General features: G+C 66.3%; 18 protein-coding genes and 1 tRNA gene. 10 read left to right on the plus strand and 9 right to left on the minus strand.

What is annotated here, in order from left to right:
* Nucleotides 1–11: 11 nt before the first annotated feature.
* From D4766_RS11745 to D4766_RS11765, 5 genes are all read right to left on the minus strand, one after another.
* Nucleotides 12–653 (minus strand): inner membrane-spanning protein YciB, encoded by a 642-nt coding sequence (locus tag D4766_RS11745; protein ID WP_120717614.1) that lies wholly within the window; start codon nucleotides 651–653, stop codon nucleotides 12–14.
* A complete protein-coding gene (gene ftsY / locus D4766_RS11750; protein ID WP_120717615.1) occupies nucleotides 650–1573 on the minus strand; it encodes a signal recognition particle-docking protein FtsY in 924 nt (307 codons plus the stop codon). The genes D4766_RS11745 and ftsY overlap by 4 nt, the downstream gene beginning before the upstream one ends.
* Nucleotides 1570–2739, minus strand: a complete 1170-nt coding sequence (locus D4766_RS11755; protein ID WP_120717616.1) for a MiaB/RimO family radical SAM methylthiotransferase — start codon at nucleotides 2737–2739, stop codon at nucleotides 1570–1572. Before D4766_RS11755 ends, ftsY begins: the two co-directional genes overlap by 4 nt.
* Nucleotides 2736–3548, minus strand: a complete 813-nt coding sequence (gene dapF / locus D4766_RS11760; protein WP_120717617.1) for a diaminopimelate epimerase — start codon at nucleotides 3546–3548, stop codon at nucleotides 2736–2738. Before dapF ends, D4766_RS11755 begins: the two co-directional genes overlap by 4 nt.
* Nucleotides 3549–3623: 75 nt before the next feature.
* A complete protein-coding gene (locus tag D4766_RS11765; RefSeq protein WP_120717618.1) occupies nucleotides 3624–5240 on the minus strand; it encodes a putative bifunctional diguanylate cyclase/phosphodiesterase in 1617 nt (538 codons plus the stop codon).
* Between the two features lie 163 nt (nucleotides 5241–5403).
* Here D4766_RS11765 and D4766_RS11770 point away from each other — a divergent pair, with 163 nt between their 5' ends.
* The 3 genes from D4766_RS11770 to D4766_RS11780 all read left to right on the plus strand — a co-directional run bounded on the left by D4766_RS11770 (nucleotide 5404) and on the right by D4766_RS11780 (nucleotide 6419).
* Nucleotides 5404–5817 (plus strand): EVE domain-containing protein, encoded by a 414-nt coding sequence (locus D4766_RS11770; protein ID WP_120717619.1) that lies wholly within the window; start codon nucleotides 5404–5406, stop codon nucleotides 5815–5817.
* Nucleotides 5818–5881: 64 nt separating this feature from the next.
* Nucleotides 5882–6052, plus strand: coding sequence for a CsbD family protein (locus D4766_RS11775; protein WP_120718211.1), 171 nt, complete (start codon nucleotides 5882–5884; stop codon nucleotides 6050–6052).
* Between the two features lie 175 nt (nucleotides 6053–6227).
* A complete protein-coding gene (locus tag D4766_RS11780) occupies nucleotides 6228–6419 on the plus strand; it encodes a hypothetical protein (protein WP_120717620.1) in 192 nt (63 codons plus the stop codon).
* Here D4766_RS11780 and D4766_RS11785 read toward each other — a convergent pair.
* Entirely contained in the window at nucleotides 6416–7726 is a 1311-nt protein-coding gene (locus D4766_RS11785) for an MFS transporter (RefSeq protein ID WP_120717621.1), read from the minus strand. The two genes, D4766_RS11780 and D4766_RS11785, sit on opposite strands and share 4 nt — an antisense overlap.
* Nucleotides 7727–8054: 328 nt before the next feature.
* Here D4766_RS11785 and pgsA point away from each other — a divergent pair, with 328 nt between their 5' ends.
* Nucleotides 8055–8663, plus strand: a complete 609-nt coding sequence (gene pgsA / locus D4766_RS11790) for a CDP-diacylglycerol--glycerol-3-phosphate 3-phosphatidyltransferase (RefSeq protein ID WP_120717622.1) — start codon at nucleotides 8055–8057, stop codon at nucleotides 8661–8663.
* A gap of 208 nt (nucleotides 8664–8871) precedes the next feature.
* Here pgsA and D4766_RS11795 read toward each other — a convergent pair whose 3' ends face one another.
* A complete protein-coding gene (locus D4766_RS11795; RefSeq protein WP_120717623.1) occupies nucleotides 8872–9768 on the minus strand; it encodes a hydrogen peroxide-inducible genes activator in 897 nt (298 codons plus the stop codon).
* Nucleotides 9765–10970, minus strand: coding sequence for a ribonuclease D (rnd, locus tag D4766_RS11800; protein WP_120717624.1), 1206 nt, complete (start codon nucleotides 10968–10970; stop codon nucleotides 9765–9767). Before rnd ends, D4766_RS11795 begins: the two co-directional genes overlap by 4 nt.
* A 156-nt stretch (nucleotides 10971–11126) precedes the next feature.
* Here rnd and aspS point away from each other — a divergent pair, with 156 nt between their 5' ends.
* The 6 genes from aspS (at nucleotide 11127) to D4766_RS11830 (ending at nucleotide 16294) form a co-directional block, all read left to right on the plus strand.
* A complete protein-coding gene (gene aspS, locus D4766_RS11805; protein WP_120717625.1) occupies nucleotides 11127–12992 on the plus strand; it encodes an aspartate--tRNA ligase in 1866 nt (621 codons plus the stop codon).
* Nucleotides 12993–13088: 96 nt separating this feature from the next.
* On the plus strand, nucleotides 13089–13325 hold the full coding sequence (locus D4766_RS11810) for an acyl carrier protein (protein WP_120717626.1): 237 nt from the start codon (nucleotides 13089–13091) through the stop codon (nucleotides 13323–13325).
* A gap of 98 nt (nucleotides 13326–13423) precedes the next feature.
* A complete protein-coding gene (fabF, locus tag D4766_RS11815; RefSeq protein WP_120717627.1) occupies nucleotides 13424–14683 on the plus strand; it encodes a beta-ketoacyl-ACP synthase II in 1260 nt (419 codons plus the stop codon).
* Nucleotide 14684: 1 nt separating this feature from the next.
* Nucleotides 14685–15647, plus strand: coding sequence for an endolytic transglycosylase MltG (gene mltG / locus D4766_RS11820; RefSeq protein WP_120717628.1), 963 nt, complete (start codon nucleotides 14685–14687; stop codon nucleotides 15645–15647).
* Between the two features lie 8 nt (nucleotides 15648–15655).
* Nucleotides 15656–16165 carry a 2'-5' RNA ligase family protein gene (locus D4766_RS11825; protein ID WP_120717629.1) on the plus strand — a complete coding sequence of 170 codons (510 nt, stop codon included), beginning with the start codon at nucleotides 15656–15658 and terminating at the stop codon, nucleotides 16163–16165.
* Between the two features lie 52 nt (nucleotides 16166–16217).
* A tRNA-Met gene (locus tag D4766_RS11830) sits at nucleotides 16218–16294 on the plus strand.
* 9 nt (nucleotides 16295–16303) lie between these two features.
* Here D4766_RS11830 and D4766_RS11835 read toward each other — a convergent pair.
* Nucleotides 16304–17104, minus strand: a complete 801-nt coding sequence (locus D4766_RS11835; protein WP_120717630.1) for a crotonase/enoyl-CoA hydratase family protein — start codon at nucleotides 17102–17104, stop codon at nucleotides 16304–16306.
* Between the last annotated feature and the right edge of the window lie 30 nt (nucleotides 17105–17134).

Consider the following 17134-nt stretch of genomic DNA (forward strand, 5'->3'; position numbering starts at 1 on the left):
CGAACCGCCGCCTAGCCGGTGGGCGGGGGCGTTTCCTCTTCTTCCTTCAGCCCCTCGGCAGCGAGGCCATGCCGCATCAGCATGGGGATCTGGCTGAAGGTAAAGAGGAACGACAGCGGCATGAACACCCAGATCTTGGCCCACAGCCAGTCTTCGAAGCTGATTGTCAGCACGAGCGCTTCGTTGAGCGCGGCGAGGAAGAGGAAGAACACGCCCCAGTTTCGCGAGAGCTTGAGCCAGCCGGCCTGATCGAGCCCTTCGAAGGCGGCTTCCAGCAGCACCTGCAACATGGCGCGCCCCCGCGCGTAGCCGACAAGCAGGATTACGCCGAACGCGACGTAGAGTACGGTCGGCTTGGCCTGGATCACCCGCTGGTCGCCGGTCCAGATGGTGATGCCGCCGAACACCACGATAAGCGCAGTCGAGAGCCAAAGCATCGGCGAGACCTTGCCGAACCGGAACTTCGAGAACAGCAGTGCGGCGACAGCGGCGACCATGAACGCACCGGTGCTCTTGACCACCGCCGCGACCTGCCCGGCAATATTCTCGCCATCGGGTTTCGACCACATGTAGACCGCCAGGAAGACGAGCAGCGGCCCGTAATCGACCGCGACGTTGAGCCAGCCGGACGGCTTCTTCGCAGGCTCGCTCATGCCACCCCCGCAATCACGCGCGCGACGAGGTCGGGGTCGAACGGGCGCAGGTCGTCGATCTTCTCGCCAACGCCGATCGCGTGGATCGGCAGGCCGAACTGTTCGGCCGCGGCGACCAGCACGCCGCCGCGCGCGGTCCCGTCGAGTTTGGTCATCACCAGCCCGGTCACCCCGGCAACCTCCTTGAAAATTTCGATCTGCGAGAGCGCATTCTGGCCGTTGGTCGCGTCCAGTACCAGGATCACGTCGTGTGGCGCCTCGGGGTTGAGGCGGCCGAGCACGCGGCGTATCTTGGCCAGCTCGTCCATCAGTTCGCGCTTGTTCTGCAGGCGCCCGGCGGTGTCGACGACTAGCGCGTCGATGCCTTTGTCGGTCGCTTCCTTCACCGCATCGAACACGATGGAGGCGGGATCGCCGCCTTCCGGCCCCTTGACGATCGGCACGCCGACCCGCTCGGACCATGTGGCGAGCTGGCCGATCGCGGCGGCGCGGAACGTGTCACCGGCGGCCAGCATCACGCCATAGTCGTCCTCGGTCAACCAATGCGCGAGCTTGGCGATCGTCGTCGTCTTGCCGCTGCCGTTGACGCCGATCACCAGCACGACCTGCGGGCGGGGGAAGGCGGTGATCTCGAGCGGCTTGGCAACCGGGCGCAGGATCGCCGCGATTTCCTCGGCCACCGCTTCCTTCAGTTCGCGTTCGGTGACGTTGAGGCCGAAGCGCTGTTCTGCCAGCTTGTCGCGAATGCGGCGCGCGGCGGCGGGTCCGAGGTCGGACATGATCAACGCGTCCTCGACATCGTCGAGAGTCGCCTCGTCGAGCTTCGCGGTGCCGACGACGCCGGTCAGGTTCTGGCCGAGCCGTTCGGAGGTCTTGCGGAAACCCCCGAAGAGCCGTTCGGACCAAGTCGGTTCGCTCATGCGAGCAGGCCTTCCTCGATGCGGGTGGGAGTGATGGTGACGATCGTGCCGGGGCGTGTGCCGGTCGGCAGGCGGACGCGCGCGAACTCGGGCGAATGGCCAGTCCCGTCCCTCTCGGCCAGCACCGAAAGCGGCGTGCCGACCAGGCCGGCGAGCCAGCGCGCGCGCTCTTGCGCGACGGCCGCCCGCAGTTCGGCGGCGCGGGTGCGAATGGTCTCGTGCTCGACCTGCGGCATCCGGGCGGCGGGGGTGCCGGGGCGGGGGGAGTAGGGAAAAATGTGCCCGTGGACGATGGCGAGGTCACGCACGGCCGACAGGTTCGCCGCATGGTGATCGGAGGTTTCGGTCGGGAAGCCGGCGATGAGGTCCGCCCCGATAGCGATCCCCGGGCGCGAGGCGCGCAGCCTTTCTACGAGCGCGACGGCATCTCCCCGCAAGTGCCGCCGCTTCATGCGCTTCAGGATGAGGTCGTGGCCGTGCTGCAGGGAGAGGTGGACGTGCGGCATCACGCGAGGCTCGTGCGCGATGCGTTCCTCCAGCACCGGATCGATCTCGATCCCGTCCAGTGAGGAAAGCCGCAGCCGCGCCAGTGTTGGAAAGGCATCGAGAATTGCCGTGACGAGCCTGCCGAGCCGTTCTTCGCCGAGGTCGTGGCCCCAGCTCGTCAGATCGACGCCCGTGAGCACGATTTCCGCAGCGCCGCGCGCCAGGTCGGCCTCGACCGCGCGCAGCACGTCCGCGACGCCGATCGAACGGCTCGGTCCGCGGCCCTGCGGTATAACGCAGAACGTGCAGGCGTGGTCACAGCCGTTCTGGACCGCCACGAAGGCGCGGGTGTGGGCGCTCGTCGATGTCGGGGCGCTTGCGGACGCGTTCCATGCCCGGGGGTCGAGCTTCGCCGCATTGGCGACGAGACCGTCGACTTCGGGCATCGCGGCGATCGCCTCGCGCTCGATCTCGGCGGCGCAGCCGGTCACGAGCAGGCGCGCATCGGGCCTGGCCTTGCGCGCCTTGCGAATGGCTTGCCGCGTGTGCCGCACCGCCTCCGCCGTGACAGCGCAGGAATTGACGACGACCGTATCGGTCTCGCCCGCCAGCATTCCCCGGATGCGCTCGCTTTCGGCGAGGTTCATCCGGCAGCCGAGGGTCACCACTTCGACGCTCACGCGAAGTCGCCCCAATCGAAGGAGCCACGGAAGCTCTCGGCAGCCGGCCCGGTCATGGCGATGCGTCCGTCCTCGCCCCACTCGATCTCGAGCGGTCCGCCGGGCAGCGTTACGACCGCCGCGCGCCCCTCGACCAGGCCGCGGCGAATGGCCGCGACCGTCGTGGCGCAGGCACCGGTTCCGCACGCACGCGTCAGCCTCGCGCCGCGTTCCCAAACCTTGAGCGCAATCTCTGCAGGGCCGGTCACCTGCGCGACGTTGACGTTGACCCGGGCGGGAAACAGCGGGTCGGTCTCGATCAGGGGGCCGAGCCTTTCGATCGGCACGGCTTCGAGGTCGTCCACGAAGAACACCGCGTGGGGATTGCCGACGTTGACCGCGACCGGAGCCTCGAGGCCTTCCCATCCGACCGGCATCGCGAGCGTATCCACCGCGTAGGCGAGGGGGATCGCATGCCATTCGAAACGCGGCACACCCATGTCGATCCGCGCACCGTGACCGGTGGGTTCGACCCGTATCGTGCCGCCGGCGGTCTCGACGGTTGCCGGTTCGCCATGAAGAAGGGCGACCGCGCGGCTGGCGTTGCCGCACGCCTCCACCTCGCCGCCGTCGGCGTTGAAGATGCGCATCCGGAAATCGGCGACAGCGGCGGGTTCGAGCAGGATCAGCTGGTCGCAGCCGATCCCCGTTCGCCGGTCGGCCAGTGCAGCGGCAGAGGCGCGCGAGATCGGCGGGATCGCCTGCTCCCGCGCGTCCAGCACGACGAAGTCGTTGCCGAGGCCGTGCATCTTGATGAAGGGGACCCGCATTGCGGGGGCGGCTCTATGCGGGGCCGGCTGCCCTGTCGAGTGGCGCGATGCCCGGCTCCTGGCGGGCGAGAGCGGTCAGCCGGTCTTGCGAGCGCGATCCGCCAGAGCGGTTTCGGCCGCGATTTCGGCTTCGCGCGCGGCAAGCAGACCCGCTTGCGACAAACGCTCGCGTACGGCGTCGGCCGTTTCGGGCTGGCCATAGAGATAGCCCTGGCCCTTGAGGCGACCCATCAGCTTCAGCTTCTCGAGGATCTGCGGATCCTCGATCCCTTCCGCCGTGATGGGCAGACTCAGCCCGTCCCCGATGGACACGATCGCGCGCACCAGCTTGTCGCTGATTGTCCCGTCCTTCAGCTCGGACACGAAACTGCGATCGATCTTCAGCCGGTCGAAGGGCAGGGTACGCAGTTGCGCGAGGCTGGAATACCCGGTGCCGAAATCGTCGAGGCTGATCGATACGCCTTGGTTCTTGAGGCTCGTAATGAGCGAGCGCACGACGCCCACGTTGTCGTGGAGGCAGCTTTCGGTGATCTCGATGTCGAGCCGGTGGGGCGGGAAAGCGTGCTTAACGAGCAGCTTGAGGATCTTCTGCGAGAACCACGGATCGCGCAGCTGGAGCGGCGAGATGTTGACCGACAAGGTCAGTCGGGGGTCCCAGCCTTTCGCCTCGGCCAGCGCCTGGTCGATGAGACATTCGCTCAACGTCCCGATCACGCCGATTTCTTCGGCGACCGGGATGAAGACGTCCGGGCTGACGAGCCCGAGCCGAGGCGAGTTCCACCGCGCCAGCATCTCGAAGCCGGTGAGTTCGCCGGTTTCGAGGTCGATTTGCTGCTCGAAATAGGGAACGAATTCGCCGCCGGCGATGCCCTTGCGGATGCCGGTCTCCAGTTCGCTGCGGAAGCGCAGTTCGCTTTCCATCGGTTCCTCGAACCAGAAGTAGCGGTTCTTGCCCTGCTTCTTGGCGTGATACATCGCGATGTCGGCGCGGTGGACCAGCGCCTGCGCGTCAGCGGGCGGGCCGGGCTGGGCCGGATCGGGGGCGTTTCCAGCGATCCCGACCGACACGGTGACATCCATCGACAAGCCGTCGTGTTCCAGCGGCTGGGCGACCCGTTCGATCAAAAGGGCGGCGAACTGGTCGATCCGGTCGGGGCTGCCGGCGTCGTACGGCACGACGCAGGCGAATTCGTCGCCGCCCAGCCGCGCCAGCAAGCCGTCGCGCGGCAGCAGCGCCGCGATGCGCGTTGCCGTCACCTTCAGCAGCGCATCTCCCGCGCCGTGTCCGTTGAGATCGTTCACCGTCTTGAAGTTGTCGAGATCGACCATGATGAAGGCGATTGAGCGCCCGTCCGCGGTGGTCGTGGCGACGAGCGCGTCGGTCGCGGGAGCGATGCTGCGACGGTTGAGGCTGCCGGTCAGCGGGTCGGTCTCCGCGAGCTGGCGGGCGAGTTCCTCCGCCTTCCGCCGCTCGGCGATCTCTTGAGTGAGATCGGAATACCGCCGCCAGCCGAAGATCACGAGCGCGATGTTGAGCAGCAGTGCGTTGACCAGAAGCGGATCGGGCGCTTTGCCCGTGCCCATCAGCGAATGGACCGCCTGGGGCAGGACCATCCCGCCGGTGCCAACGAACAGCAAGATGGCGGCGACCGCGATACCCAGCGCGACGAGGTCTCGCTGGGCCTTGTCCATCGGCTGCAACGGGTCAGTCCGCTCAGTTTGTCCGTTGTCGGTGCCCGGCACCCATACCCCCTCGGTGTTGCGAAGGGCGGCGTATCGCCTATTGCGCTGAAAAATCCGTTAAGCCCGCTTCGGGCCGAACGAGAGGAACCGAGACTTGCCGCGCTACTGGCTGATGAAATCCGAACCCGACGCCTACAGCTGGGACGATTTGGTCGAGGAAGGGGAGGGGACGTGGGATGGCGTCCGCAACTACCGTGCGCGCAACAACCTCGCCGCGATGGAGGTGGGGGACCGTGCGTTCTTCTATCATTCGAATATCGGCAAGGAGATCGTCGGCATCGTGGAAATCAGCGTTGCGGGCAGCGCCGATCCGACCGATGAAACCGGCAAGTGGGCGGCGGTGAAGGTTAAGCCGGTGGAGAAGCTGGCGCGGCCCATTACGCTCGCCGAGATCAAGGCCGACCCCGCGCTCGAAAGCATCGAACTGCTTCGGCTGTCGCGCTTGTCGGTCGCGGAATTACGCCCACAGGAATGGGACTACATCGTTGCGCTTTCTCGCAGGCAAGGTGGAACCGGCCCCGCATGACATTCGATGTATGATCGAAGCCAACGACATCATGTCGCGGCTACGAGAACGAAGGAGAATGATCATGGGTGAACTCACCGACAAGGCGAAGGGTCTGGCCAACGAAGCGGTCGGCAATGCGAAGCAGATTTCGGGCAACGAACAGACGAAGGCCGAAGGCGTCGCGCAGGAGCGCAAGGGCGAAGCCCAGCAGGCCAAGGGTAGCGTGAAGGGCGCTTTCGGCGACAAGGTCTGATCTCTTCCTATTAAACGAACGGGGCCGTCCTTCGGGGCGGCCTTTTTCGTATGCGCGTCCACGGAGCGGGGGATTATCCACAGGGCCGGATGAACGAACACCCTTAATGTCCCGCGTCGCAACAGTGCCGGCGACGCGGGGAGCGCGATGGTTACCGATGCGTTAAGACCGCATCATGCGACGCTCTCTCGTACTCACTGACGAACAGGCCCGGCATCCCTTCAGGGCCAGCCTTCCCCCCCACGTCTGCCGAGGCGGCGAAGTGGCGATGCTGCGACCGTCCTGGATCCTGACGCGGGACGACGTGCAAGGGTTCGTCGGCGCCTATTTCGCGAGCCTTGCCGCGGTCGCGGTCTTCATCGCCTAGACCGGCTGCGCGGTCCGCTCCGCGCGCAGCAACAGCCAGCCGAGCCACGCTGAAAAAAGACACATCGCCGCACTGAGCAGCAGGTGGTGGACGATGTCGACACCCAGCGCCGACAACCCGGTCGCCAGCAACGAGCCCATTACCATCGCGCCGGAATTGACGATGTTGTTCGCCGCGATCGTCCGGGCAGTCTGACTCTTGGGTACGAACGTGGTGAGGAACGCGTAGAGCGGGACCACGAACATGCCCCCCGCGATCGCGATGCCGAGCAGGCAGACGAGCAGCGGAACGGCCATAGGATGCGCGATGAAGGCTGGCACGTCGAGCAGGGTGCCCGGCGGCTCGGCCGGCCAGGCACGGCAGACGAAATAGAACGCCAGCACGAACGCCCCCATCGCCACCACCGATACCGGCGAATAGCGGGCCGAAACGGTGCCCTTGAGCAACGCGTTCACCGAAACCGAGCCGATCGCGACACCGATCGAGAAGATCACCAGAAACAGGCTCGCGACTTCCTTCGAAGCGGTCAGCACGTTCTTTGCCAATGGGGGAAACTGGATGAACAGCACCGCGCCGATGGTCCAGAAGAAGCTGATCGCCATGATTGCGAGGAAGACCCGCCGGTCGTGGCTGGTGTTGCGCACCAGCGCGATCGAGCTTCGCAGCACGTGGTAATCCAGCGGCTCGACCTCCCCTTGCGCGGGGGCGGGCGGGACATGGCGCGAGACGAGGTAACCGACGATGGCCGTCGCCACCACGCCCACTGCCGCGGCCTCTACCGGGATCCATCCTGCCAGGATCGTCCCGAACAGGATCGCGATGTAGGTTCCGGCCTCGACCAGTCCGGTGCCCGCCAGCACCTCGTGGTCTTCCAGGTGCTGCGGAATGATCGCGTACTTGATCGGGCCGAAGAAGGTGGAGTGCACCCCCATCGCGAAAAGCGCGACCATCAGCAGCGGAATGGCGAACGCCTGCACCGCGATCCCGCGCCACGCGAGGTAGAGACCTGCCGCGCCCACGGCCATAATACCGATCTCGGCCGCCTTGATGATACGGATGATCCTGGCCTTGTCGCGCATGTCGGCAAGCTGCCCGGCCAGCGCCGACAGCAGGAAGAACGGCAGGATGAAAATCCCGCTCGCGACCGCGCTGAAGGTCCCCTCCGCGCTTTCGGAATTGTAGACGCTGTAGACCACGAACAGCACCATCGCGGTCTTGTAGAGATTGTCGTTGAAGGCGTTGAGCAGCTGGGTGACGAACAGCGGCAGGAAATGCCGGCGGCGCAGCATGTGCGTTGTAACGGTCATGCGGGTCCTTCGGCCATCTCGTCCGGGCGCGGTCTAGCGGCTGGCTTCGGCGCGGCAAGGACAAAGGCGTATCCGCCCTGCGATCGGGGCGCGGCGTCACACATACCGCTCCCTTTTTTTGCGATACGACGCGGGGGGTGATTGCCCTCGGCAGGAAGGTCGTTTCGGGTGCCGAAAATGTAACCTTCCGCATGACGGTCCGATCGGTCCGCCAGCCGGTGGACCCCTTGCGGGCAAATCAGGGGCGGGGGATGCGCAACCATGACCGGTCCATCGCAAATCCGGCTTCTGTAGGAAAATCGATTTCTTGCCGCTAAGGACCGGCGCGATGCTGACGCTGCCCAACCTCCTGACCCTCAGCCGCATCTTCGCGGTGCCGCTGCTCGCGTTCCTGCTCTGGTGGCCCGAATGGCGCGTCGGCTACGGGGTGGGGTTCGTCCTCTACTGCGTGATCGGGTTCACCGACTACCTCGACGGCTATCTCGCCCGGGCGCAGGGTACGGTGTCCAAGCTCGGCCAGTTCCTCGATCCCATCGCCGACAAGATCATGGTCGCCGCGGTGATCCTCGTACTGGCGGCGCAGGGCTATATGCGCGGGCCTTACGTGGGCGATCTCCACGTGATCGCCGGGCTCGTTATCCTCATCCGCGAGATTGCCGTGTCGGGCCTGCGCGAATTTCTCGGGCCCTTGCAGGTCTCGATGCCGGTATCGCGTCTCGCAAAATGGAAGACGACGTTCCAACTCGTCAGTCTCGGCGCGCTGATCCTCGGCGGTGCGGTGCATGGCCCGCCGTGCCATTCACTGTTCGAGAACTGCGGGACGATCGGCCGGAACTGGATCCACCTCGTCGGGCTCGTGACCCTGTGGGGTGCCGCAGCGATGACTCTCGTCACGGGCTGGGACTATTTGCGTGTGGGCCTCAAACACATGGATTGACCGCCGGCGCGGCGGTCCGGGACTTGTCCGCGACGAAATCGCGTTAACACCTATTGGCTAACCCCGCGCCGGTTTGCTTGGGCGTGCAACATGTCCGGCAAGACCCATCTCGACCCTATCGTCAGCCCGCGAACCTTCGAGGTGCTCGGCGTGGTCCTTGCGCTCATGGGACTGCTGTTCCTCGTCTCCGCTCTGCGGATCGGATGAGCTAACCTGCGCGCAATTCGTCGGCGAGCAGGCGAAATTCGTCCGCCCGCGGGGAGTTCTTGCGCCACACCAGCGCGATCTCGCGGCTGGGCGCCTTGCCCTTGAGCGGCCTGGCGACGACTTCGGTATCGTGCAGGATGCCGGCATCGATCGCCATTTCCGGCAGCATCGTGAGGCCGAGCCCGTTGTCCACCATCTGCACCAGCGTGTGGAGCGAGGTGCCGATCATCGTGGCCGATCCGCGCAGTTCGGGCCGGTTGCACGCGGCGAGCGCATGTTCCTTCAGGCAATGCCCGTCTTCCAACAGCAGCAGGCGCCCCTCGTCGATCGAGGCCGGCGCGATCTCGGCGGGTGGATCGCGCGGGTCGTTCTTGGGAAACGCGACGAACAGGCGGTCGTCGGCGATGTGCGCGGTCTCGACCTCGCCCGTGGCATAGGGCAGCGCCATCAGCACGCAGTCGGCACGGCCGTGGTGGAGGCTTTCCAGCGCATCGCCGGTGGTCTCCTCGCGGAGGAACAGCTTGAGGGCGGGGCGCTCCTTGCGCAACCGGGGCAGCATGCGCGGCAGCAGGAACGGCGCGATGGTGGGGATCACGCTCATGCGGAGTTCGCCCGACAGCGGCTTGCCGCTCGCCTGGACGAGGTCGGACAGCTCCTCCGCCTCGCGCAGCAGCCGGTGGGCCTTGGCCACCACCTGTTCGCCGAGCGGGGTGAAACGCACGACCCGGCGGCTGCGCTCGACCAGCGTCACGCCGAGCAGCGATTCCAGTTCGCGGATGCCGGCGCTGAGCGTCGACTGCGACACGAAGCTCGCCTCCGCCGCGCGACCGAAATGGCCATTTTCGTGCAGCGCGACGAGGTACTGGAGCTGCTTGATCGTGGGGAGGTAGGTGGTCACTCGGCCGAGACGGCTTCGGTGGAGGAAGCGGCGGGCTCTTCCTCGATCCGCGTCATCTTGAGCCGGCCTTTCTCGACCCCGAAGCCGAGCCGCCCCTCGACCAGTTCGAGCGCGTCCTTGCCGAACACCTCGTAGCGCCAGCCCTGCAAGACCGGCAGGTCGCGGGCTCCGGCGGCCAGCGCTTCCATTTCGTCGCTGCGGGTGAGCAGGCGGGCAGCGACGTCGATCTCGCGGGCGCGGATTTTCAGCAGCAGCTTGAGGAGGTCGGCCACCAGCGCGCCTTCCTTGCCCAGCGGCGCGCCGCGCTTGGGCTTGTCGGGCATTTCGTCGGTGGGCAGCGGCTCGGCCTTTTCGAGGACTTTCATCAGCCGCTTGCCGATGTCGTTGTCCTTCCACGCCGCGCTGAGCCCGCGGACCTTCACGAGGTCGCCCTGCGCCTTGGGCGGGTGGCTGGCGAGATCGGCCAGCGTCTCGTCGCGCATGATGCGGCCGCGCGGGATGTTCTTGTGCTGGGCTTCGCCCTCGCGCCACGCCGCGAGCGCCTTGAGGCGGCCGAGTACCGTGGCATTGCGGCTGGGCGCGCGGATGCGCTGCCACGCCTCGTCGGCGTTGTTGGCGTAGTTCGCGGGATCCGCGAGCTTCTCCATCTCGGCATCGAGCCACACGCCGCGGCCGGTCTTGAAGAGTTTCTTCAGCAGCTTGGGGAAGATCGCCGAAAGGTGCGTGACGTCGCCGATCGCGTATTCGATCTGGCGGTCGGTCAGCGGGCGGCGGCTCCAGTCGGTGAAGCGCGCACCCTTGTCGACGGTGAAGCCCAGCCAGCTTTCGACGAGGTTGGCATAGCCGATCTGTTCGGACTGGCTGACTGCCATCATCGCGATCTGCGTGTCGAAGATGGGGTGCGGGGTCTTGCCGGTGAAGTTGTAGACGATTTCCACGTCCTGCCCGCCGGCATGGAAGACCTTCAGCACATCCTCGTTGTCGCACAGGAGATCCCACAGCGCGGTGAGGTCGATGCCGTCGGCCAGCGGGTCGATCGCCGCGGCCTCTTCCGTATTGGCGATCTGCACCAGGCACAGTTCGGGCCAATAGGTGTTCTCGCGCATGAATTCGGTGTCGACGGTGACGAAATCGCTGGTGGCGAGTCGTCCGCACAGGTCTTCGAGCGCGGCGGTCGTGGTGATCAGATCGTGTATCTTCATCGTTCTTTTCTCTGGTCGGGCGGAGTACCGCCCCCGAGACCGCTGCTCGGCTTGACAAAGCCGGAGCGTTCCCCTGTTAGCGCGCGCTGTTTTTGCCTAAGGGCCAGCGCGCGACGCGCCCCTAGCGCCTTAGCCCCGAAATTGGAAAGATTTTAGATGCACGCCTATCGTACCCACAACTGCGGCGCCCTTACGAAGGATGCCGTCGGCGAGACCGTCCGTTTGTCGGGGTGGGTGCACAACAAGCGCGACCACGGCGGCGTGCTGTTCGTCGACTTGCGCGACCATTACGGCATCACGCAGGTGGTGGCAGACAGCGACAGCCCCGCGCTGCCGGTGCTCGAGAAACTGCGGCTGGAATCGGTCGTGACGATCGACGGCTCGGTAAAGGCGCGTGCCAATGCTGCGGTAAACCCCAACCTGCCGACTGGCGAGATCGAGATCTTCGCCCGCGATGTCACCGTGCAGAGCCGGGCCGACGACTTGCCGCTGATCGTCAACAGCGCGGAGGATTATCCCGAGGAGACGCGGCTGAAATACCGCTTCGTCGACCTCAGGCGCGAGCGGGTGCACGCCAACATCGTGCTTCGTTCGAACGTGATCGCCTCGCTGCGCCGCCGGATGATCGAGCGGGGCTTCACCGAGTTCCAGACCCCGATCCTCGGCGCGTCGAGCCCCGAAGGCGCACGCGACTACCTCGTGCCCAGCCGCCTCCACCCGGGCCGGTTCTACGCGCTTCCGCAGGCGCCGCAGATGTTCAAGCAGCTGCTGATGGTTGCGGGCTTCGACCGCTATTTCCAGATCGCGCCCTGCTTCCGCGACGAGGACCTGCGCGCCGACCGCAGCCCCGAATTCTACCAGCTCGACTTCGAGATGAGCTTCGTCACGCAAGACGACGTCTTCAACGCGATCGAACCGGTGCTGGCCGGCGTGTTCGAGGAATTCGCGAACGGTAAGGCGGTGACGCCCGCCGGCAGCTTCCCGCGCATTCCCTACCGCGAGGCGATGCTGAAGTACGGCAGCGACAAGCCCGACCTGCGCAACCCGCTGATCATCGCCGACGTTTCGGACCACTTCGCGAGTTCCGGCTTCGGCCTGTTCGAGAAGATCGTCGGCACCGGCGGCGTGGTCCGCGCGATCCCCGCGCCCGCGACCGCCGACAAGAGCCGCAAGTTCTTCGACGAGATGAACGATTGGGCCCGCCGCGAGGGGTACGCGGGCCTCGGCTACGTCACCCGAAAGGGCGGCGAGTTCGGCGGCCCAATCGCCAAGAACCACGGGACCGAGGGCATGGAGAAGCTCTACGCCGAACTGGGCCTGGGCGAAGACGACGGCCTGTTCTTCGCCGCGGGCAAGGAAAAGGACGCGGCCAAGCTCGCCGGTGCCGCGCGCACCCGTGTGGGTGAACTGCTCGATCTCATTCCCGACGACCGTTTCGACTTCTGCTGGATCGTCGACTTCCCGATGTACGAATACGACGAGGACGCGAAGAAGGTCGACTTCAGCCACAACCCGTTCTCGATGCCGCAGGGCGAGATGGAGGCGCTGGAAACCAAGGACCCGCTCGACATCCTCGCCTGGCAGTACGACATCGTGTGCAACGGCTACGAACTGTCGTCGGGCGCGATCCGGAACCACAAGCCCGAGATCATGTACAAGGCGTTCGAGATCGCCGGCTATTCGAAGGACGATGTCGACGCGAACTTCTCGGGCATGATCGAGGCGTTCAAGCTCGGCGCCCCGCCGCACGGCGGCTCGGCGCCCGGCATCGACCGCATCGTCATGCTGCTGGCCGACGAGCCCAACATTCGCGAGGTCATCGCATTCCCGCTGAACCAACGGGCGCAGGACCTGATGATGGGCGCGCCGAGCGTGGTGTCGAACAGACAGCTGCGCGACGTGCACGTCCAGCTCGACGCCAAGGCGCGCGAAGCGGCGACGGCGGCTCCGGCGGGCGAGGCGACCGACATGAACTCCACCGCCACCGACCGCGACGAAACGCCGCAGGGCGAGGGCACCTGATCCGTCCCGGACCGCAACGCCGGGCACTTGCGCTCCCCATCGCCGTTCATTAGGGCGACAGGCAACCAACCACTCCCCACGGAAGAGGGCACTTTTATGAGCGATACCGCCGAACGCGTGCAGAAGATCGTCGTCGAGCATCTCGGCGTCGAGGCCGACAAGGTCACCCAGGAAGCCAGCTTCATCGACGATCTGGGCGCCGACAGCCTCGACATCGTCGAGCTGGTCATGGCCTTCGAGGAAGAATTCGGTGTTGAGATTCCCGACGACGCGGCCGAGAAGATCAGCACCGTCGGCGACGCGACCAAGTACATCGAAGAGCACAAGGGCTGATTGCCCATCCCGCCGTGCTCGCCTGACGGCAGTCGGCGGGGCAGGAACAGGCTCGACCCCTCGCGGGGTTCGGGCCTGTTGCGTTTACGGAGAGAAGCATGCGCCGAGTGGTCGTAACCGGACTGGGCCTCGTCACCCCGCTGGGTGCCGATGTCGAAACCACGTGGGACAACCTGATCGCGGGCAAGAGCGGGATCGGTCCGATCACCCGCTTCGACGTCAGCGACCAGAAGGCCAGGATCGCCGGCGAGGTGAAGCCGGCCGACCACGAATGGGGCTTCGATCCCAACAAGCGCGTCGACCACAAGGTCCAGCGCCAGGTCGACCCGTTCATCGTATATGCGATCGACGCCGCCGGCCAGGCGATCGAGGACGCGGGTCTCGAGGACATGTCCGACGAGATGAAGGAGCGCGCGGGCGTATCGATCGGTTCGGGCATCGGCGGCCTGCCGGGCATCGAAAGCGAATCGCTGGTGCTGGCCGAAAAGGGCCCGGGCCGCGTATCCCCGCACTTCGTCCACGGGCGGCTCATCAACCTCACCAGCGGGCAGGTCTCGATCAAGTACGGCCTCATGGGCCCCAACCACTCGGTCGTGACCGCGTGCAGCACAGGCGCGCACTCGATCGGCGACGCGGCGCGCATGATCAAGGACGACGACGCCGACATCATGCTGGCCGGCGGGGCGGAATCGACGATCAATCCCATCGGCATCGCCGGCTTCGCGCAGGCGAAGGCGCTCAACATGAGCATGAACGACGATCCGACCCGCGCCAGCCGCCCCTACGACAAGGGCCGCGACGGCTTCGTCATGGGAGAGGGTGCGGGCGTGATGGTGCTGGAGGAATACGAGCACGCCAAGGCGCGCGGCGCGAAGATCTACGCCGAAGTGGTCGGTTACGGCCTGTCGGGCGATGCCTACCACGTCACCGCCCCCCATCCCGAAGGGAAGGGCGCAGAGCTTGCCATGAAGATGGCGCTGCGCAAGGCCGGGATGGGACCGGGCGACATCGACTACGTCAATGCGCACGGCACCAGCACGATGGCCGACACGATCGAACTGGGCGCGGTGAAGCGCGTGCTGGGCGACGACCTGGCGGGTGCCTCAATGTCGTCGACCAAGAGCGCGATTGGACACCTGCTCGGCGGCGCCGGCGCGGTCGAGGCGATCTTCTGCGTGCTGGCGATCCGCGACCAGGTCGTGCCGCCGACGCTCAACCTCGACGACCCGGACGAGGGTACCGAGGGCGTCGATCTGGTGCCGCACCACGCGAAGAAGCGCGAGGTCGAGGCGGCGCTGTCCAACAGCTTCGGTTTCGGCGGCACCAACGCGAGCGTGATCTTCAAGAAGGTCGACTGAGGTGAAACGCCTCGTCATCGCGGGGGCAATCGTGGCCGCGCTTGCGCTCGGCTGGTTCGCGTACGGATGGTACGGCTCGTCTTCCGTCGAGAAGCCGACTGCTTTCACGGTGCCCGACGGGGCGACGCTGACCTCGGTCGCGGGCAAGCTGGAAGAAGACGGGCTGATCGGTTCGAAGAGCGGGTTCCTGCTGCGCGCCAAGATCCTCGGCAGCGGCGACCCGGTGCAGAAGGGCGAGTTCGAGATACCTGCCGGCGCCAGCGCGGCGACGATCCTCGACACCCTGCAGCACGGCATGACCATCCGCCGGTTCGTCACCGTGCCCGAAGGGCTGCCGTCGATCATGGTCTACGAACGGTTGATGGCCGAACCGCTGCTGACCGGTCCGATCCCGGTGCCGGAAGAAGGCACGGTTCTGCCCGACACCTACGACTTCGAGCGCGGCGAACCGCGCGTGCGTGTGCTCGCGCGGATGCAGGCGGCGATGAAAAGCTACCTCGCCGAGGCGTGGTCGAAGCGCAAACCCGGCATAGCGGTCTCGACCCCGCAGGAGACGGTGACCCTGGCTTCCATCGTGGAGAAGGAAACCGGCGTCGCCAGCGAGCGGCGCATGGTCGCCGGGCTTTATTCCAACCGCGTCAAGCAGGGGATGCCGCTGCAGGCCGACCCCACGATCATTTACCCCATTACCAAGGGCAAGCCGCTGGGCCGCCGCATCCGCCAGTCGGAGATCGCCGCGGTCAACGGGTACAACACCTACACCATGAGCGGCCTGCCCAACGGGCCGATCACGAACCCGGGCCGCGAAAGTATCGCGGCGGTGCTGGATCCGGCGCCGACGCAGGCACTGTACATGGTGGCGAACGGCAAGGGCGGGCACGTGTTCGGCAACACGCTGGCCGAGCACAACGAGAACGTGCGCAAGTGGTTCGAGATCAGGCGCGCCCGCGGAGAGCTCGACTGACCGGCGGCATGGACCACGCCGCGCCCCTGATTGTCACGGCGGAACTGCCCGAGGCCATCCAGTCCCGCGCCGACCAGCTTCGCACCGCGCATTTCCCGCCGGACCGAAACCACCTCAGGGCGCACGTCACCCTGTTCCACGCCCTGCCGCCGAGCGCCGAGGCCGAAGTGCGCGATGCGCTCGCCGCCGAAGCGCGGGCGAAGCCGGTCCCCGCCCGGCTCGACAGCGTGATGAACCTGGGGCGGGGGACGGCGTTCAGGATCGAGAGCCCACAGATGCTCGCCTTGCGCGAGCGGCTGGCGGACCGGTTCCACGGGCTGCTCACCCCTCAGGACGAGCACAAGCCGCGGTTGCACGTGACCGTCCAGAACAAGGTCGCTCCGTCGGAGGCCAAGGCGCTGCAGCAGCATCTTGCCGCCGGGTTCCAGTCGCGCGATTTCGCCTTCGCGGGCCTCGCCTTGCATTACTATCGCGGCGGACCGTGGGAGACGGTCAAGCGCTGGTCATTCCGCGGTTGACCGGCGGGAAAGCCCGACCTAAAGGCGCGCCCTGCCCGGAAGGGTGAGGACTGGCGGAGTAGCTCAGCCGGTTAGAGCAGCGGAATCATAATCCGCGTGTCGGGGGTTCGAGTCCCTCCTCCGCTACCAGTCCTTCTTTCACCGATCCCCGAATTTCGGCGCGCGTCTGCCGAGAAACGCATCGACCGCCTCGACATGGTCGGCGGTGTGATGGCTCAGCGCCTGGTAGGCCGCGGCCATTTCCAGGTGCGTCGGTAGTTTTTGGTCCATGCCTTCGCGCATCAGGCGCTTGGCCATGCGGGTCGCGTGACCGGGGTTGGCGGCGATGGAGCGGGCGATCTCCTGCGCGCGGGGCAGCACCTCGCTTGCCGGCACGACATCGCCGGTGAGGCCGTAGCGCATCGCGGTGGCCGCATCGATCGTCTCTCCGGTCAGCGTCATGCGGCTGGCATTCGACAGTCCGACCACCCGCGGCAGCAGCCACGCGCCGCCCCCGCCTGGGATGATGCCGAGCTTGACGTAGCTTTCGGCCACGACCGCGTCGTCCGCCATCACCCGCACGTCGCACATCAGCGTGATGTCGAAGCCGAGCCCGATGGCGTGCCCATTGATGGCCGCCACGACCGGCACCTCCAGTTCCCACAATGTCTTGCCGATGGTCTGCACCGTTGTGCGATAGTGGGTGCGCTGATCGAACGGAGTGCCCGCGAAAAGGCCGGTCTTCTCCTTCATCGACTTGACGTTGCCACCCGAACAGAACGACTTGCCCGCGCCGGTCAGCACCATCGCCCGCACGCTGCGGTCGCGCGCCAGCCGCTCACCCAGCGCGACGAACTCGGCGCTCTGTTCGGGATCGGTGATCGCGTTGCGATCCTCGGGGCGGTTCATGGTGACGGTCAACACCGCGCCGTCTTGTTCGATGGTCAGGAAATCGGCCAAGTCTGCTCTCCTCTGCCCGCGACGCTAGGG

The sequence above is a fragment of the Tsuneonella amylolytica genome (genome assembly GCF_003626915.1).
Lineage (GTDB): Bacteria > Pseudomonadota > Alphaproteobacteria > Sphingomonadales > Sphingomonadaceae > Tsuneonella > Tsuneonella amylolytica.

Excerpts from the sequence above, each read along its gene's own strand:
- fabF (WP_120717627.1), top strand. The coding sequence starts at position 13,424 with ATGCGCCGAGTGGTCGTAACCGGACTGGGCCTCGTCACCCCGCTGGGT.
- ftsY (WP_120717615.1), bottom strand. The coding sequence starts at position 1,573 with ATGAGCGAACCGACTTGGTCCGAACGGCTCTTCGGGGGTTTCCGCAAG.
- D4766_RS11810 (WP_120717626.1), top strand. The coding sequence starts at position 13,089 with ATGAGCGATACCGCCGAACGCGTGCAGAAGATCGTCGTCGAGCATCTC.
- pgsA (WP_120717622.1), top strand. The coding sequence starts at position 8,055 with ATGCTGACGCTGCCCAACCTCCTGACCCTCAGCCGCATCTTCGCGGTG.
- D4766_RS11780 (WP_120717620.1), top strand. The coding sequence starts at position 6,228 with ATGCGACGCTCTCTCGTACTCACTGACGAACAGGCCCGGCATCCCTTC.
- dapF (WP_120717617.1), bottom strand. The coding sequence starts at position 3,548 with ATGCGGGTCCCCTTCATCAAGATGCACGGCCTCGGCAACGACTTCGTC.
- aspS (WP_120717625.1), top strand. The coding sequence starts at position 11,127 with ATGCACGCCTATCGTACCCACAACTGCGGCGCCCTTACGAAGGATGCC.
- D4766_RS11775 (WP_120718211.1), top strand. The coding sequence starts at position 5,882 with ATGGGTGAACTCACCGACAAGGCGAAGGGTCTGGCCAACGAAGCGGTC.
- D4766_RS11745 (WP_120717614.1), bottom strand. The coding sequence starts at position 653 with ATGAGCGAGCCTGCGAAGAAGCCGTCCGGCTGGCTCAACGTCGCGGTC.
- D4766_RS11765 (WP_120717618.1), bottom strand. The coding sequence starts at position 5,240 with ATGGACAAGGCCCAGCGAGACCTCGTCGCGCTGGGTATCGCGGTCGCC.
- D4766_RS11825 (WP_120717629.1), top strand. The coding sequence starts at position 15,656 with ATGGACCACGCCGCGCCCCTGATTGTCACGGCGGAACTGCCCGAGGCC.
- D4766_RS11785 (WP_120717621.1), bottom strand. The coding sequence starts at position 7,726 with ATGACCGTTACAACGCACATGCTGCGCCGCCGGCATTTCCTGCCGCTG.
- D4766_RS11770 (WP_120717619.1), top strand. The coding sequence starts at position 5,404 with ATGAAATCCGAACCCGACGCCTACAGCTGGGACGATTTGGTCGAGGAA.
- rnd (WP_120717624.1), bottom strand. The coding sequence starts at position 10,970 with ATGAAGATACACGATCTGATCACCACGACCGCCGCGCTCGAAGACCTG.